This window comes from Lentzea sp. DG1S-22 (genome assembly GCF_036321065.1).
Lineage (GTDB): Bacteria > Actinomycetota > Actinomycetes > Mycobacteriales > Pseudonocardiaceae > Lentzea > Lentzea jiangxiensis.
Genome location: NZ_CP143276.1, coordinates 6220824 through 6235809, shown reverse-complemented (window position 1 = coordinate 6235809; position 14986 = coordinate 6220824). Strand labels below are relative to the sequence as shown.

The following is a 14986-nucleotide window of genomic DNA, read 5'->3' as shown; positions in this document are numbered from 1 at the left end:
CTCCAAGCGCTTGGACTGGTTCGAGCGAATGCCGGTAAGTGAGGGTAGACCAGGAGATGACCGTGCGCGGAATCGTGTTGGCCTGCGGAAACACGCAGTTGCCGATGATCGCTCAACGTGACGACGTCCACACCGTCCCGGCGCGTCCCGGCAAGGACCACGTCGACGCCCACCTGGACGCCGAACGGCTCGTCGTCGCGGGCACCGACGCCGACCTCGCGACGGTCGCGTTGCGGTTGCTGCGCAAGGAGAAGCTCGGCTCGGTGGCCCTCGGTTACGTCCCGGTCGGCGAGTCGGCCGTCGCGGCGCTCTGGGGCCTGTCGACCGACCCCGGCCGGGCCCTCGACGTCGCCCTCAACGGTGACGTCGACCCCGTCCCGCTGGTCCGCGACGACGTCGGCGGCGTGCTGATGGGCCTCGGCGTGTTGTCACCGGTTCGTGGCGTTGGTTACAGCGACGCGGACAACGTGCTGCGCGGGCAGGCGTCCCGGATCGAGTGCACGCCCGACACCGAGGGCGGCCTCGGCCTGACGATCAGGATCATCAACAAGCGCCTGTTCGGCTCAAAGGTCAGCGAGAGCCGGCCGCGGGCGTTCCAGCTCGGCTGCCTCCCCACGACCGCCGTCCTCGACGGCCACAAGCACCCGAGGCCGGTCGACAAGTGGACCTGGTACCGCCACACCGAGGACTTGAGGCTCGTCCGAGGCGTCTAGCCGTGCGCTTGTCATTCATCTGAGTGTCACTCGAAGGCATTGCCTAATTTCAGATTGTGACCAAGGGTGGTCCCGATCACTTTCCACGAGGAAGGTCGGGACGATGTCAAAAGTCAACCGAGCCCTGGGTGTCCTGGTTGCCGCCGCGGCCATCACCTTCGGTTCCGTTTCCCCTGCGCTCGCGACACCGCCGAACATCCCCACCGCTGCCACCGCCAAGTCGGAGCTGGCCGGCCTGACGGTCCGCGCCGACGGCTCGATGACGGGCTACTCCCGCGACAAGTTCCCCCACTGGATCACCCAGTCGGGCACCTGCAACACCCGCGAGGCCGTGCTGAAGCGCGACGGCACCAACGTCGTGACGGACTCGAGCTGCGCCGCCACCTCGGGCCGCTGGTACTCGCCCTACGACGGCGCGACCTGGTCCGCGGCGTCCGATGTGGACATCGACCACATCGTGCCGCTGGCGGCGGCCTGGCGTTCGGGGGCGGCCTCCTGGACCACCGCCCAGCGCCAGGCGTTCGCCAACGACATGTCCGGCCCGCAGCTCATCGCCGTGACGGACAACGTGAACCAGGCCAAGGGCGACCAGACCCCGGCCACCTGGAAGCCGCCGCTGTCGTCGTACTGGTGCACCTACGCCAAGATGTGGGTACACACCAAGTACCGCTGGAACCTCAGCGTGAACTCGGCGGAGAAGACCGAACTGGCGGGCATGCTCGGAAGGTGCTGATGGCGTCCCTCTCCACGCTCTTCGTGGCGGGCCCCGGTGGCGTGATGACCGACGAGGTCGGCGTCGTCACCGGAGACCTGGAGCTGTGCACGGACCTCTCCGACGACGGGAAGCTGCGCGCACTGGTCCGCTACGAGGGCGCGGAGGAGTGGTACGCCATCACGGGCGCTTCGTGCGTCCTGGCCGATCCTCGAGATCACGAGCAGGTGCACTCCCTTCTGCACGGGCTTCTGCACCGCCCGGAGGGCTGAGGGGCGGCAACGCCTCCATCGCCTCACCCCGGCTGAGCCCTGTCGCCTGCAGCAGGTCCACCGCGACGCTGCGGATCTGCGCCAGCACGACCTTGGACGAGAACCCGTCCCCGCCGAGACGCCGCGCGGTCAGCTCCCGCGCGGCGTCCCGCACGGCCTCCCGGGTCGCCTTCGGCTCCCTGCCCTTCTCCAGCTCGCCCTTCAGGCAGTCCACGGCGTCCGCGTAGTCCACGAGCACCTGCGGCACCCCGTCCGGGATCCGCTCATCGGCCTTCAACGCCGCCATCGTCCGCCGAGCCAGCACCCGCGTGTTGCGAATCGCGTAGTCCACGGGCCCCGCGGCGGTCTGGTACCGGCTCAGCTCGTCCTTGGACCGCCACCGGATGGGCGCGATCTTCGCGATCTCACTCCCCGTCTGCAACGCGGACTTGTAGTCGTCGATCGTCGTCTGACTGGTCCGCAACTCGGCCAGCACCCCGGCGGCCTTGACCGCGTCCTTCTCGTCCAACGCCGCCGCGAGGTTCCTCAACGCACCGCTCAACGTGCTCGTCAGCACCTTGAGCTGCCGCTGCGCCACCGTGATCGGGTTGGCGGGGATGAGCGCCGCCACGGCGAGCCCGACGAGCCCCCCGGTCAACGCGTCGATCATCCGGTCGAACCCACCACCGGCACTGGGTGGCAACAGCGTCGCCACCAGCACGGCGGACGACCCGGCCTGCAACGCGATGACCGTCCCGCCATCCAGCAACACGGCCGTCGACATCGCCAACGCCACGACCAACGCGATCTGCCAGGGCCCACTACCGATCCACCCGATCAGCGCGTCCCCCACCCCGACCCCGACCGAAACACCCACGACCAGCTCACCGACACGCCGCAACCGCTGCCCCAACGACACCCCGAGGCAGACAACAGCGGCGATGGGCGCGAAGAAGGGGTGCTCATGCCCGATGAGCGCAGTGGCCACCGTCCAGGCCAACCCGGCGGACAGAGCACATTGGACGATCGGCAAAGCAGCCGCACGCCACCGCGTCAGCCCACGCCCGACGGCTTCCTTGACCGCGCCCACACCCACCCCGACCTGGTTCGCCACTGTTGCCCGCCGCCAGTCTCGAACCAACGGCCACCAGTCACAACCTGCGGGGACACATTTCCTTGCCCCAGGGCAAGCAACCTCACACCACGACGCCGAAGGCGAGGAGCACTCCAGCGCGAGCCGAAGGCGAGCCGCCCACGAAGCCGAAGCGAGCCGCTTTGCTTTGGCTTTTGCTCTTGGCTTTTCAGGCGGCCCCACCGGCCCCACACCCACAACGGACGCAACCGGCAGCCGCCCAACGGAACAGGCGTGCCATCAACCCGCCAACGGCGCGGGCCCCCGATCAGATTGCCGGGGGTCTGGGGGCAGAGCCCCCAGGGGACCAACGCAAAGCGACCAGGCCGCACGCAACACGGGGGACGCCACCCAAACTGCCACAACCAGCGCAAACCGCAAGCTGACGCAGGCGTCCCCCCACCCTCAGGACCCCTCGCAACACAACCTACTCAAGGGGTCCGACAACCAGGGTCCGACAACCAGCGGAACCTCAGCCGAGCCCCAACGCGGCAGGCGCCTCGGGATCGGAGTCGGCGAGGAACTTCGAGCACCTCTCGAACTCCTCGTCCTCCCCGATCTCGCGGGCGGCCCGGGCCAGAGCGGCCAGCGCCCTCAGGAAGCCCTGGTTGGGCCGGTGCGCCCACGGCACGGGCCCGAAGCCCTTCCACCCGGATCGCCGCAACTGGTCCAACCCGCGGTGGTAGCCGGTCCGGGCGTACGCGTAGGCCGCCACCGGATCACCGGCGTGCAGCGCCCGCTCAGCCAACAAGGCCCAGGCCTCGGAGAAGTCCGGGTAGGCCCGGACGATCTTGCCGGGATCAGTCCCACCATCAGCAGCAGCCTGCGCCTCAGGGCGCTCGGGAAGACGGGTCGGCTCAGGTCCGAGGAGGTTCTCACGCATGCGCCCCATCGTGCCGCATCCTGATCGACGGGCTAGACGAACATCCTCAAGACGGTCGCCACCACGGCCAGCATCAGCACGGTGACGAGCACCCCGGCGACGATCCGCTGGCTCCGGGTCGCCTTGTAGTTGTCGGTCGAGTCACTGCTCATGGCCGTGCACCTTGCCGATCGGCACCACAGGAGTTCAACTCCGTTCACCCCATCGTGCACACGAATCGGAAACATCAGGGTAAAACCAGGGCCGTTCGGCCTTCCTGGACACCGGGGCTGCGCTCATGATGTTCGGATGATCCAGGGGGCAAGGCAGTTCCGGGACCGCTACTGGGAGCGCGGCACACCGGGCAGGGAGACACCGGCGGTGCTCACGAAGCAGCTCTACCAGCTGTGGCTCGTGGGCCTGCTGCTCAAGCTGATCGGGTCGTCGTGGGACGTCTCGTGGCACTTCAAGTGGCTGCGCGACGACCTGGCGCCGCCGCACCTGATCAACACGGTCGGCACGGTGATCGTGGTCTGCCTGACGCTGTTCCACACGTTCACCGGGTACGGCGCCGACAGGCTGACGTTGCGGCTCATGCAGGTCGGGTGCGGGATCTTCCTGGTCGCGCTGCCGATCGACGTCATCAACCACCGCGTCAACGGGCTCGACATCACGAGCTGGAGCGGGTCGCACGCGCTGCTGTACCTGGGGACGGCGGTCATGCTGGCCGGCGCCATCCGCGGGTGGATGAAGTTCTTCCCCGAGGGCCGCGCCAGGACGTTCGGGCTCGTCGCGCTGTGGTTCTTCTTCCTGGAGAACGTCTGGTTCCCCAACCAGCACCAGGAGTACGGCGTGCGCGCGTTGCAGGCGTACGACAGCGGCCGGCCCGAGGCCGAGCCGATCCTGCTGCAGTTCGCGGCCGACCAGCTCGGCGTCCCGGTCGGGCGCGAGGCGGTCGTGAACTTCGCGCTGCCCATCGCGGACTGGGTGTACCCGGTGTGGGGTCTGGTGGCGGCGGCGATCGTGCTGGTCATCGCACGCAGGACGATCAACCGGCCGTGGGCGGCCACGGCGGTGGTGGGTGGTTACGTCGCCTACCGGTGCCTGATCTGGCCGTTGCTCGCGGGCATCGACTTCCCGAAGTCCGCCGTGCCGCTGTTCCTGGTGCTCGTCGGGCTCGCGATCGACGCGGTGCACGCCGTCGAGATGCCCACGCCGGCCGCGGCCGTGCTGGGGTCGGCGGCCGTCACGACGGTCGGGTACGTCGGCATCTGGTTCCAGCAGGAGTACCTGTGGGGGCCGCCCATCTCGTTCTCGTCGGCGGCGGTCACGGCCGTGCTGCTGGCGGTGCTGTGGACGGCCGGGGACCTCGCGGTCCGGCGGCCGCGGACGCAGCTGGTCGCGTCACGCCTCGAGCTGGGCTGACAGCCTCTTGGTGATCCGGCCGAAGAGGTCGGCCAGCGGCTCGCCGACGTCCCGCCCGAACTCGGTCAACCCGTAGGTGACCTGGGGCGGGGTCGTCGGCTCCACCCTGCGCCAGATCAGGCCGTCGGCGACGAGTCCGCGCAACGTCTGGGACAGCATCTTCTCGCTGATGCCGACGATGCTCTCGCGCAGCTCGAAGAACCTGAGGTCGTTGGTCTGCAGGGCGATCAGCACCCAGATGCCCCACCGGCTGGTGACGTGGTCGACCATCTCGCGCGCGGGGCAGGTGGTGTGAAACACCTCATACCGCCCCGTTGCGCCCGCCAGCGTGAACTGTTTTCCGACCTCCACGGCGGGAGCTTACCTCCAGGTACGTCCTTACGAAATGTAAGCCCGGTTCCTAACGTCGCCTCCACCAATGACGAAGGAGCTGGACATGATCGTGGTGACCGGAGCGACCGGGAACATCGGACGACCCCTCACGAAGGCACTCGCCGAGGCGGGCGAGCAGGTGGTGGCCGTGTCGCGCAACACCGCCGAGGTGCCGGAGGGCGTGCGGCACGTCCGGGCCGACCTCTCCCGGCCGGACACCCTCCCGCTGGACGGCGCGAAGGCGTTGTTCCTGCTGCTGTCCGGAGACCTGCACGCCGTGGGGGCCAGTCCCGTCCGACTCGTCGAACGGGCCGTCGCGCACGGGGTGGGCCGGGTGGTGCTGTTGTCGTCGCTGGGCGTGCGGACCAGGCCGTTCGGCACGACGCGGGTCGAGCTGCGCGGGCTGGAGGACGTGCTGCGCGGGTCCGGTCTCGACTGGGCGGTCCTGCGGCCGGGTGGGTTCGCGTCCAACGCGCTGTGGTGGGCCGAGTCCGTGCGCGCCCAGCGCACCGTCGCGGCGCCGTTCGGCGACATCGGCCTGCCGATCATCGACCCGGCGGACATCGCCGAGGTCGCGGCCACCGCCCTGCTCAGCGACAGGAACGGCGTCCTGGAGCTCACCGGGCCGGAGGTGATCACGCCGCGGCAGCAGGCGGAGGCGATCGCGGACGCGCTCGGCGAACCCGTGCGGTTCCACGAGCTCACCCGCGCCGAGGCCAGGGCGGGACTGGAACGGCTGATGCCGGGCGAGCTCGCCGACGACACGCTGGACATCCTGGGCGCGCCCACGCCGGACGAGGTGGCGGTGAGCCCGGACGTCGAGAAGGTCCTCGGCCGCGCCCCGCGCACGTTCGCCGACTGGGTCGCCCGGCACGTCGAGGCGTTCCGCTGACGAGGAAGGCCCCCGGCGGACACCGGCGAATTCGAGGGGTCGTTGCAACACAGGTGATCAACTGGCTTGGGCCAGGAGCTTGGTCAAGCGCTCGGCTGGGGTGTCCCAGCCGAGCGTTTTGCGTGGGCGGCGGTTGAGTTGTGCGGCGACGGCGGCGAGGTCCTCGGCGCTGTGGACGGACAGGTCGCTGCCTTTGGGGAAGTACTGGCGTAGCAGGCCGTTGGTGTTCTCGTTGGAGCCGCGTTGCCAGGGGCTGTGCGGGTCGCAGAAGTAGACGGGCGTGCCGGTGGCGACGCTGAACTCGTGGTGACGGCCCATTTCCGAGCCTTGGTCCCAGGTCAGTGACTGGCGCAGATGTGCGGGCAGGGTGCCGATCGTGGTGATCAGGCCGTCGCGGACGGTCTCGGCGTCATGGCGTGCGGGCAGATGCACGAGCATCACGTAGCGGGTGGCGCGTTCGACCAGGGTGCCGATCGCGGAGGTGCCGCCGCCGCCGATGATCAGATCGCCTTCCCAGTGGCCTGGGACGGCGCGGTCCTCGGCCTCGGCGGGCCGATCGCTGATCATGATCATCGGGTGGGTGAAGCGGGGCTGGCGGGCTTCGCCGGTGCGGCGGGGTTTGCGGACGGTGCGGCCGGTGCGCAGCGCGCGGGCCAGCTCGCGGCGTAGTTCGCCGCGGCCTTGCAGGTAGAGCGTCTGGTAGATCGTCTCGTGGGTCACGTGCAGCTCCGGCCGGTCGGGATGGTCGCGGCGCAGCCGGCGGCTGATCTGCTCGGGGCTGAACCGGTCGTCCAGCATGCCCTGCACCCGCTCCCGCAACTCGGGGCAGGCCGTGATCTTGCGCGTCTTCGGGCGCGGCCGGCGCCGGTCGGCCCGGTCCTGGGCCGCGTGCGGCCGATAGTCACCCGAGCCGGGATGACGGTTACGCGTGATCTCCCGGCTGACGGTGGACGGCGGGCGGCCCAGCTCGGCGGCGATCGACCGCACCCCTCGCCCCGCCCGCAGCAGGTCGGCGATCACGATCCGCTCGTCGAGAGACAGGAACCGGCCCGTCGACGGCGCAGGCCGGACGGCGGGCGGCTGGTCCGCCTTCCGTCCGGCCTGGCTCTTGCGTCCATACCGCCACCGATGCCCGGTCCGCCGGTTGATCCCGACAATCCGGCACGCCTGCGCGGTGCCCACACCCTTCGCCACAAGATCAAGATATTGGCGGCGCTCCGCCACCAACTTCCTACGTCCCTGCGGCGACCGGTCCTCACGGATCTCGAACACTGCAACCCCTGAACAACTCAGGTGTTGCAACGATCCCTAGAACCCAAGACCGGGGGCCTTCGTGCGAAGCCGTGGATCAGCCCGCGATCATGCGGCCCGACGACTTGAGGTGCTCGCACGCCTGGGCGATGCGGGCGGCCATGGCCTGCTCGGCGGCCTTGAGGTAGCTGCGCGGGTCGTAGGTCTTCTTGTTGCCGACCTCGCCGTCGATCTTCAGCACACCGTCGTAGTTCGAGAACATGTGCGCCGCGATCGGACGGGTGAACGCGTACTGCGTGTCCGTGTCGATGTTCATCTTGATGACGCCGTACGACACGGCCTCGTGGATCTCCTCGAGCAGCGAGCCGGAGCCGCCGTGGAAGACCAGGTCGAACGGCTTGGAGCCGGCGGCGAGGCCGAGCTTCTCCGCCACGACGTCCTGGCCCTGCTTGAGGATCTCCGGGCGCAGCTTCACGTTGCCCGGCTTGTAGACGCCGTGCACGTTGCCGAAGGTCGCGGCCAGCAGGTAGCGGCCCTTCTCGCCGGTGCCGAGGGCCTCGACGGTCTTCAGGTAGTCCTCGGGCGTCGTGTAGAGCTTGTCGTTGATCTCGTTGTCGACGCCGTCCTCCTCGCCACCGACGACGCCGACCTCGATCTCGAGGACGAGCTTGGCCTTGGCGGAGAGGTCGAGCAGCTCGGACGCGATCTGGAGGTTCTCCTCCAGCGGCACCGCGGAGCCGTCCCACATGTGCGACTGGAAGAGCGGGTTGCCGCCCTTGTCCACCCGCTCCTGGCTGATGGCGATCAGCGGACGCACGTAGCCCTCGAGCTTGTCCTTCGGGCAGTGGTCGGTGTGCAGCGCGATGTTCACCGGGTACTTGGCGGCCACGACGTGCGCGAACTCGGCGAGCGCGACGGCGCCGGTCACCATGTCCTTGACCTTGGTGCCCGAGGCGAACTCGGCACCGCCGGTCGAGACCTGGATGATGCCGTCGCTCTCAGCCTCGGCGAAGCCGCGCAGAGCCGCGTTGAGCGTCTCCGACGACGTGACGTTGATGGCGGGGTAGGCGAACTCGTTCGCCTTGGCCCGGTCCAGCATCTCCGCGTAGACCTCGGGAGTTGCGATGGGCATCGGTGGTCCTCCTCAGGCGCCCTGAACGGGTGTCAGCCCGCATCCTACGAGGCGGTGTCAGGGGGCCACCGCAGTGGCCGTCCTCACAGAGTGATCGATCAAGTACCAGTTGACCAGCCGGTCTGCACTACTCGCCAGTACGGGGACACTGGAGGACATGGCAACCGCTGAGTGGAACGGCAAGATCATCGCTTCGAGCGACGACACGGTCGTCGTCGAGGGCAACCACTACTTCCCGCTGGAGTCCGTCGCCCCGGACGTCCTGAAGCCGACCGACCACACCTCGCACTGCCCGTGGAAGGGCAACGCGAACTACTACTCGCTGGTGGTCGACGGCGCCGAGAACACCAACGCGGCCTGGTACTACGCGGAGCCCAAGGAGGCAGCCGCGGAGATCAAGGGCCGCGTGGCGTTCTGGAAGGGCGTCGAGATCACCGCCTGAGCCCGAGGGCCCCGGCCAGTTCCGCGTAGTGGCCGTTCAGCGACTGGACGGCCACGTGGTCGGCGCCCGCCTCGACGTGGGCGTGCAGCTTGGCGGCCACCTGGTCCGGGCTGCCGTGCGCCACGAGGGCGTCGATCAGGCGGTCCGAGCCCTTCACGTCCTCCTCGGAGAACCCGTACCGGCGCCAGTTGTCCACGTAGTTGGTGAGGGTGAAGTAGAGCGCCAGCTGCTCGCGGGCGATGGCCCGTGCGGCCTCGGGGTCCTCCTCGACGACGACGGTGACCTCGGGTGCGAGGAGCTTGTCGCCGAGCGCCCTGCGCGCCTCGGCGGTGTGCTCGACCGGCACCAGGTACGGGTGGGCGCCCGCGGTGCGGTCGGCGGCGAGGCGCAGCACCTTCGGGCCGAGCGCGGCGAGGACCAGCCTGTCGGCCGGCACGTCGAGGCGGTCGAGGTAGCCCACGAGCTTGTCGTAGGGCTTCTCGTAGGCCTGGTCGAGCTGGCGGTGGCCGACGCCGACGCCGAGCAGGAACCGGTCGCTCGCGAGCCGGTGGAACTCGGCGGAGACCTCCTCCGGCTCGGTCTGCCAGACGTTCGTGATGCCGGTGGCGATCGTGATCGAGCTCGTGGCGTCGAGCGCCTGCCCGACGAGGGCGATGTCGGGCGAGGCCCCGATCCAGAACGCGCCGTAGCCGAGCTCCTCCAGCCGCGCGATCTCGTCGATCTTCGAAGCCCATTCGAAGTGCGAGCCCCAGACACCGAACGTTCCCAGCATGCGAACCCCATTCGTCGTGGCGGACTACCTTGCGCAGTATGCCGATCTCGAGCACGACAGACCTGGACGTCTCACGCCTGTGCCTGGGCGGCAACGTGTTCGGCTGGACCGCCGACGAGGACCGGTCGTTCGCCGTGCTCGACGCCTACGCCGAGGCGGGCGGGAACTTCGTCGACACCGCCGACTCGTACTCGGCCTGGGCCGACGGCAACTCCGGCGGCGAGTCGGAGACCATCATCGGCCGGTGGCTGGCCGGGCGCGACCGCGACCAGGTCGTGGTCGCCACGAAGGTCGGCATGCTCGCCGGGTTCGACAACCAGAAGCGCGAAACGGTCCTGAGCAGCGCCGAACGGTCGTTGAAAAGGCTCGGTGTCGACCACATCGACCTCTACTACAACCACCGCGACGACCCCGGCACACCGCTCGAGGAGACGCTGGCCGCCTACGACCGGCTCGTCCGCGAGGGCAAGGTCCGCTACGTCGCCGCGTCCAACTTCTCCGCCGAGCGGCTGGCGGAGGCCCTGGAGGTCCAGGAGCGCGAGGGCTTCGCGAGGTTCGTGGCGCTGCAGCCCGAGTACAACCTGGTCAGCCGCGCGAAGTTCGAGGGCGGCCTGCGGGACGTGGTGGCCGGGCACGGTCTCGCCACCGTGCCGTACTGGTCGCTCGCGAAGGGCTTCCTGACCGGCAAGTACCGGCCGGGCGTGGAGGTCGGCAGCGTCCGGGCGAAGGCCGCCTCCGCCCACCTCGACGAACACGGCCTGCAGGTGCTGGAGGTCCTCGACGAGCTGGCCGAGACGCACGGGACCACGGTGGCCGCGGTCGCCCTGGCGTGGCTCGCCCGGCAGCCGACGGTGGTCGCGCCGATCGCGTCCGCACGGACGTCGGAGCAGCTCAGCGACCTGCTGCCGATGCTGACCCTCGAACTCACCCAGGCCGAGGTGGACCGCCTGAGCGCAATTTAACTTGCCAGTAGCTTACTGGGAGTAGGTTGGGTTACCGTGACGGCATGGACGTCACGGGCAAGGTGGTACTGATCACCGGCGCGGCCAGGGGCATCGGCGCCGAGGTGGCGAGGCAGCTGGCCGCACGGGGGGCTCGCCTCGCGCTCGTCGGGCTGGAGAAGGCCCAGCTCGAAGAGGTCGCGCGAGAGACCGGCGGCAAGGCGTGGGAAGTCGACGTCACGGACTGGGACGTGCTCGAACGCGTCGTGAACGAGGTCGCCGAGCACTTCGGCGGCATCGACGTCGTGGTCGCGAACGCGGGCATCGCCGCCACGGGTTTCGTGCGGTCGATGGACCCCAAGGCGTTCGAGCGGGTCATCGAGGTCAACCTGCTCGGCGTGTGGCGCACGGTCCGCACGGCGCTGCCGCACCTGATCCGCAGCCGCGGCTACTGCCTGGTCGTGTCGTCGCTCGCGGCGATCGTCCACATCCCCGGCAACGCGGCCTACTCGGCGGCGAAGGCGGGCTGCGAGGCGTTCGCGGACAGCCTGCGCGCCGAGGTCAGGCACCTGGGCGTGGACGTCGGCACCGCGTACTTCTCGTGGATCTCCACGGACATGGTCAACAGCGCCGACGAGCACCCGGTCTTCGGCAAGCTGCGCCAGGGCATGCCGGGCCTCGCCGGCAAGAAGTACCCGGTCCGCAACGTCGGCAGGGCCGTGGTCAGGGGCATCGAGAAGCGGGCGAAGGCGGTCCACGTCCCCGGCTGGGTCGGCGCTCTGAAGTACTTCCGCGCGTTCACGCCGGTGGTCGTGGACCGCCAGGCGATCGCGGAGGTGGCCGACGCCGACCGGCAGATGGCCCAGCAGGACACGTCGGGCCTGGTCGGGCCGGGCGGTCAGGCCGCTAGTCGGTGAGCCAGGAGCCCAGCAGCGCGTTCCACGGGCGGACGTCCCACTTCGTGACGACGTTCGCGGGCGAGTAGGGGTCGGCGGCGATGACCTCCTGCAGGGCGGCTTCGTCGGCGGCCTCGTAGATGATCAAGGCGCCGGTGTCGTCCGCGTACGGGCCTGCGGCCAGGACCACGCCCTTCTCGGCGAGGGAGGCGATGTACTCGCGGTGTGCCGGGCGCACCGCGAGGCGCTTCTCGCTGTCGGGACCGAACACCAATTCGACTGCAAAGCGGGCCATGCCACCACCGTAGTGAAGCTGACCGGTACCGTCCTACCCCGTGGTTGGCGAAGAAACCCCGCGCACCGTGCAGGACACCCTGACCAACCTGCGAATCAAGGACGGCGTCGCAGGACCTCCCGCAGGGCCGCTCACGCTCGAAGACCTCTACAAGCAGCACCGCATGCGCCTGATCAGGCTCGCGCTGCTGCTCGTGGACGAGCCCGCGACGGCCGAGGACGTGGTCCAGGAGGCCTTCACCGGCCTGCACCGCAACTGGAAGGGCCTGCGCGACGCCCAGGCGGCCGTCGGCTACCTCCGCACCGCCGTGGTCAACGGCTCGCGCAGCGTGCTGCGCCGGCGCAAGACCGCCCGCGACTACACCCCGCCGCACGTGGCGAACGCCCGTTCGGCCGAGTCGCTCGCGATGCTGACCGCCGAGCACCAGGCCGTGGTCAAGGCGTTGCAGCAGCTGCCGCCGCGCCAGCGCGAGGTGCTCGTGCTGCGGTACTACGGCGACCTGTCGGAGGCGGAGATCGCCGAGGCCACCGGCATCTCGAAGGGCACCGTGAAGTCGACGGCCTCGCGGGCGCTCGACGCGCTGCAGAAGATCATGGCGGGCTAGTTCGGCCGCACTGCTCGGCGGGCGCGCACCGGGCCCGGCGACGGCTGCGCGGAGCCTGCTCGACGCGCACAACCGGCCGCGAACCCGTACCGTCCCAGTAGTAAGCAAACTTCACCGTTTCCCAGCTGAAGTCGTTTCGTCCGATGCGGGCGGTTTCAGCTCGTAGAAGCACGCGCCCAAATCGGTACTTGGTATAGACCAATAGGCCTCTCATGGCGCAGGATCAGTCCCCGTGGCACGCAGACACGTGGTCGCCGTCGACATCGGTGGCACCGAAACCAAGGCGGCGCTCGTCACCGGGACCTCGGAGGCGGTGGCGGCGCAGAAGCACGCCCGCCGCCCGACTCCCGGCGAGCTGGAGCCCCTCCTCGACGTCATCGCCGAGCTCGTCGCCGAGCTGAGCAACGCCTCCGAGCACGAGATCGACGCCGTGGGGATCGTGGCGCCGGGCATCGTGGACGAGGCCAACGGCGTCGGCGTGTACACGACGAACCTGCCGTGGAGCCGGTTCCCGTTCAGCACCGTCCTCACCGAACGGCTGGGGATCCCCGTCGCGTTCGGTCACGACGTGCGTGCCGCGGGTCTGGCCGAGTGCCGCATGGGGGCCGCGAAGGACCTGCGCACCGCGGTGATCATGCCCATCGGCACCGGGATCGCCGGCGCGCTGCTGCTGGACGGCAAGATCTTCAGCGGCGGGGGCTACGCGGGTGAGATCGGACATGTGGACGTCGGCCACGGCGTGCCTTGCGCGTGCGGCCAGATCGGCTGCGTGGAGACGGTGGCGTCCTCCGCGGCGATCGCCCGCCGGTACACCGCGCGCACCGGCATCCCCGTCCACGGTGCCGCCGAGGTCGCACGCAGGGTGAGGGACGGGGAGCAGGACGCCGTCGCCGTGTGGCACGAGGCCGTGGACGCGCTCGCCAGGGGCATCCTGGTACTGGCGACGCTGCTCGGACCGGAGGCCGTGGTGCTCGGCGGTGGGCTCGCGCTGGCGGGAGATCTGCTGGTGGAGCCGCTGAGGGAAAGGCTGGACGGCCTGATCGCCTTCCAGCGCCGACCGGAGCTGCGGCTCGCGGCGCTCGGCGACGAGGCGGGCTTCCTCGGCGCTGCGCTGCTGGCCATCGACACGCTGGAGGCGTGATGAGCACGTGGGGTGGACCAGTCGACGTGACCCTGACCGGTGGTCGGGTCGTCACGCCGGGAGGGGTGCTCGAGAACGGGTGGGTGAGCGTCCGCGACGGCAGGATCGCCGGGGTCGGCGAGGGCGCCGCGCCCGACGGCCCGACGACCGACGTCGCCGGCGGCACGGTCGTGCCGGGGTTCGTCGACATCCACTGCCACGGCGGTGGCGGTGACGCGTTCACCAGCAGCGACCCGGTGAAGATCCGCAAGGCGGCCGCCGCCCACCGCAGGCACGGCACCACGACGTTGCTGGCCTCGCTGGTCTCGCGCCCGGTCCCCGAGCTGGCCGACCAGGTGTCCGCGCTGGCCGAGCTGGTGCAGGAGGGCGTCGTCGCGGGCATCCACCTGGAGGGTCCGTTCCTGTCCGCCGCCCGCTGCGGCGCGCACGACCCGGCCATCCTCTGCCCGCCGGAGCAGACGGCCGTGACGAAGCTGCTCGACGCGGGCAAGGGCACCGTCCGCATGATCACCGTCGCCCCCGAGCTCGAAGGCGCGGTGCGGGCCGTGCACCAGCTCGTCGACAACGACGTCATCGCCGCCATCGGCCACACCGACGCCACCGAGGCCCAGGTCCGGCCGGCCGTCGACGCCGGCGCGTCCGTGGCGACGCACCTCTTCAACGGCATGCGCCCGCTGCACCACCGCGAGCCCGGTCCGATCGGCGCCCTGCTGGACGACGAACGCGTGACCGTCGAGCTGATCTGCGACCTCGTGCACCTGCACCCGACCGCCGTCCGCCTGGCCGCGCGCCACGCGGGCACGGAGCGCACGATCCTGATCACCGACGCCATCGCGGCCGCCGGTGTCGGCGACGGCGTGTACGACGTCGGCGGCCTGGAGGTGCGCGTCGTCGACGGGGTGCCAACGTTGGCAGGAGGCGCCGCGCTGGCCGGCAGCACCCTGACGATGGACGTGGCGTTCCGCAACGCCGTCAACTCCTGCGGCCTCACCCTCGTCGAAGCCGCGTACGCCACCGCGACCCGCGGCGCCGAGCTCCTCGGCCTCGACACCGGCAAGCTGCAGGCGGGCTGCGCGGCCGACCTCGTCGTGCTGGATGCAGAATTGAAGCCGAGGGACGTGATGGTCAGGGGCGAGTGGGTCAAGGACTAGGT

General features: G+C 70.0%; 18 protein-coding genes. 11 read left to right on the top strand and 7 right to left on the bottom strand.

Translation table 11 applies throughout. The features are described from left to right. Nucleotides 1-104 precede the first annotated feature (104 nt). From V1227_RS29225 to V1227_RS29215, 3 genes are all read left to right on the top strand, one after another. Nucleotides 105-713 (top strand): hypothetical protein, encoded by a 609-nt coding sequence (locus tag V1227_RS29225; protein ID WP_329788576.1) that lies wholly within the window; start codon nucleotides 105-107, stop codon nucleotides 711-713. 103 nt (nucleotides 714-816) lie between these two features. After that, nucleotides 817-1446 carry an HNH endonuclease family protein gene (locus V1227_RS29220; RefSeq protein ID WP_329788575.1) on the top strand — a complete coding sequence of 210 codons (630 nt, stop codon included), beginning with the start codon at nucleotides 817-819 and terminating at the stop codon, nucleotides 1444-1446. Next, a complete protein-coding gene (locus tag V1227_RS29215) occupies nucleotides 1446-1697 on the top strand; it encodes a hypothetical protein (RefSeq protein ID WP_090102594.1) in 252 nt (83 codons plus the stop codon). Before V1227_RS29220 ends, V1227_RS29215 begins: the two co-directional genes overlap by 1 nt. Here V1227_RS29215 and V1227_RS29210 read toward each other — a convergent pair. Both V1227_RS29210 and V1227_RS29205 read right to left on the bottom strand, forming a co-directional pair. Next, nucleotides 1606-2766, bottom strand: a complete 1161-nt coding sequence (locus V1227_RS29210; RefSeq protein ID WP_329794141.1) for an FUSC family protein — start codon at nucleotides 2764-2766, stop codon at nucleotides 1606-1608. The two genes, V1227_RS29215 and V1227_RS29210, sit on opposite strands and share 92 nt — an antisense overlap. 514 nt (nucleotides 2767-3280) lie before the next feature. Further along, nucleotides 3281-3691 carry a DUF3151 domain-containing protein gene (locus V1227_RS29205; protein WP_236220924.1) on the bottom strand — a complete coding sequence of 137 codons (411 nt, stop codon included), beginning with the start codon at nucleotides 3689-3691 and terminating at the stop codon, nucleotides 3281-3283. Nucleotides 3692-3979: 288 nt separating this feature from the next. Between V1227_RS29205 and V1227_RS29200 the strand changes: the two genes are divergently transcribed. Continuing rightward, on the top strand, nucleotides 3980-5095 hold the full coding sequence (locus tag V1227_RS29200) for a hypothetical protein (RefSeq protein ID WP_329788574.1): 1116 nt from the start codon (nucleotides 3980-3982) through the stop codon (nucleotides 5093-5095). On the opposite strand, the gene V1227_RS29195 is transcribed toward V1227_RS29200, so the two are convergent. Next, on the bottom strand, nucleotides 5075-5446 hold the full coding sequence (locus tag V1227_RS29195; RefSeq protein WP_329788573.1) for a winged helix-turn-helix transcriptional regulator: 372 nt from the start codon (nucleotides 5444-5446) through the stop codon (nucleotides 5075-5077). The two genes, V1227_RS29200 and V1227_RS29195, sit on opposite strands and share 21 nt — an antisense overlap. 85 nt (nucleotides 5447-5531) lie before the next feature. Between V1227_RS29195 and V1227_RS29190 the strand changes: the two genes are divergently transcribed. Continuing rightward, the gene (locus tag V1227_RS29190) at nucleotides 5532-6359 is read left to right on the top strand and encodes an NAD(P)H-binding protein (RefSeq protein WP_329794140.1); all 828 of its coding nucleotides are present in this window, start codon (nucleotides 5532-5534) and stop codon (nucleotides 6357-6359) included. Between the two features lie 57 nt (nucleotides 6360-6416). On the opposite strand, the gene V1227_RS29185 is transcribed toward V1227_RS29190, so the two are convergent. Beyond that, complete coding sequence (locus tag V1227_RS29185; protein WP_442916379.1) at nucleotides 6417-7553, bottom strand: IS30 family transposase; 1137 nt, start codon at nucleotides 7551-7553, stop codon at nucleotides 6417-6419. A gap of 154 nt (nucleotides 7554-7707) precedes the next feature. Beyond that, complete coding sequence (gene fbaA / locus V1227_RS29180; protein WP_090102494.1) at nucleotides 7708-8742, bottom strand: class II fructose-bisphosphate aldolase; 1035 nt, start codon at nucleotides 8740-8742, stop codon at nucleotides 7708-7710. A 157-nt stretch (nucleotides 8743-8899) separates the two neighbouring features. Between fbaA and V1227_RS29175 the strand changes: the two genes are divergently transcribed. Continuing rightward, a complete protein-coding gene (locus V1227_RS29175; protein ID WP_329788572.1) occupies nucleotides 8900-9184 on the top strand; it encodes a DUF427 domain-containing protein in 285 nt (94 codons plus the stop codon). Here the strand turns inward: V1227_RS29175 and V1227_RS29170 are convergent. After that, on the bottom strand, nucleotides 9174-9956 hold the full coding sequence (locus V1227_RS29170; RefSeq protein WP_329788571.1) for a TIGR03620 family F420-dependent LLM class oxidoreductase: 783 nt from the start codon (nucleotides 9954-9956) through the stop codon (nucleotides 9174-9176). The two genes, V1227_RS29175 and V1227_RS29170, sit on opposite strands and share 11 nt — an antisense overlap. 38 nt (nucleotides 9957-9994) lie before the next feature. On the opposite strand from V1227_RS29170, the gene V1227_RS29165 reads away from it, so the two are divergent. Then, nucleotides 9995-10918, top strand: a complete 924-nt coding sequence (locus V1227_RS29165) for an aldo/keto reductase (protein ID WP_329788570.1) — start codon at nucleotides 9995-9997, stop codon at nucleotides 10916-10918. 44 nt (nucleotides 10919-10962) lie between these two features. Beyond that, entirely contained in the window at nucleotides 10963-11814 is an 852-nt protein-coding gene (locus V1227_RS29160; RefSeq protein WP_329788569.1) for an SDR family oxidoreductase, read from the top strand. On the opposite strand, the gene V1227_RS29155 is transcribed toward V1227_RS29160, so the two are convergent. Continuing rightward, a complete protein-coding gene (locus V1227_RS29155; protein ID WP_329788568.1) occupies nucleotides 11804-12088 on the bottom strand; it encodes a YciI family protein in 285 nt (94 codons plus the stop codon). The genes V1227_RS29160 and V1227_RS29155 overlap by 11 nt on opposite strands. A gap of 40 nt (nucleotides 12089-12128) precedes the next feature. Between V1227_RS29155 and V1227_RS29150 the strand changes: the two genes are divergently transcribed. The 3 genes from V1227_RS29150 (at nucleotide 12129) to nagA (ending at nucleotide 14984) form a co-directional block, all read left to right on the top strand. Then, a complete protein-coding gene (locus tag V1227_RS29150; protein ID WP_090046037.1) occupies nucleotides 12129-12692 on the top strand; it encodes a SigE family RNA polymerase sigma factor in 564 nt (187 codons plus the stop codon). Nucleotides 12693-12924: 232 nt separating this feature from the next. Further along, nucleotides 12925-13833 (top strand): ROK family protein, encoded by a 909-nt coding sequence (locus tag V1227_RS29145; RefSeq protein WP_329788567.1) that lies wholly within the window; start codon nucleotides 12925-12927, stop codon nucleotides 13831-13833. Continuing rightward, a complete protein-coding gene (gene nagA / locus V1227_RS29140; RefSeq protein WP_329788566.1) occupies nucleotides 13833-14984 on the top strand; it encodes an N-acetylglucosamine-6-phosphate deacetylase in 1152 nt (383 codons plus the stop codon). Before V1227_RS29145 ends, nagA begins: the two co-directional genes overlap by 1 nt. The last annotated feature ends 2 nt before the right edge of the window (nucleotides 14985-14986 follow it).

Coding starts and splice junctions, on each gene's coding strand:
- V1227_RS29190 (WP_329794140.1), top strand. CDS start 5,532: ATGATCGTGGTGACCGGAGCGACCGGGAACATCGGACGACCCCTCACG.
- nagA (WP_329788566.1), top strand. CDS start 13,833: ATGAGCACGTGGGGTGGACCAGTCGACGTGACCCTGACCGGTGGTCGG.
- V1227_RS29200 (WP_329788574.1), top strand. CDS start 3,980: ATGATCCAGGGGGCAAGGCAGTTCCGGGACCGCTACTGGGAGCGCGGC.
- V1227_RS29220 (WP_329788575.1), top strand. CDS start 817: ATGTCAAAAGTCAACCGAGCCCTGGGTGTCCTGGTTGCCGCCGCGGCC.
- V1227_RS29165 (WP_329788570.1), top strand. CDS start 9,995: ATGCCGATCTCGAGCACGACAGACCTGGACGTCTCACGCCTGTGCCTG.
- V1227_RS29225 (WP_329788576.1), top strand. CDS start 105: ATGATCGCTCAACGTGACGACGTCCACACCGTCCCGGCGCGTCCCGGC.
- V1227_RS29215 (WP_090102594.1), top strand. CDS start 1,446: ATGGCGTCCCTCTCCACGCTCTTCGTGGCGGGCCCCGGTGGCGTGATG.
- V1227_RS29170 (WP_329788571.1), bottom strand. CDS start 9,956: ATGCTGGGAACGTTCGGTGTCTGGGGCTCGCACTTCGAATGGGCTTCG.
- V1227_RS29205 (WP_236220924.1), bottom strand. CDS start 3,691: ATGCGTGAGAACCTCCTCGGACCTGAGCCGACCCGTCTTCCCGAGCGC.
- V1227_RS29155 (WP_329788568.1), bottom strand. CDS start 12,088: ATGGCCCGCTTTGCAGTCGAATTGGTGTTCGGTCCCGACAGCGAGAAG.
- fbaA (WP_090102494.1), bottom strand. CDS start 8,742: ATGCCCATCGCAACTCCCGAGGTCTACGCGGAGATGCTGGACCGGGCC.
- V1227_RS29160 (WP_329788569.1), top strand. CDS start 10,963: ATGGACGTCACGGGCAAGGTGGTACTGATCACCGGCGCGGCCAGGGGC.
- V1227_RS29175 (WP_329788572.1), top strand. CDS start 8,900: ATGGCAACCGCTGAGTGGAACGGCAAGATCATCGCTTCGAGCGACGAC.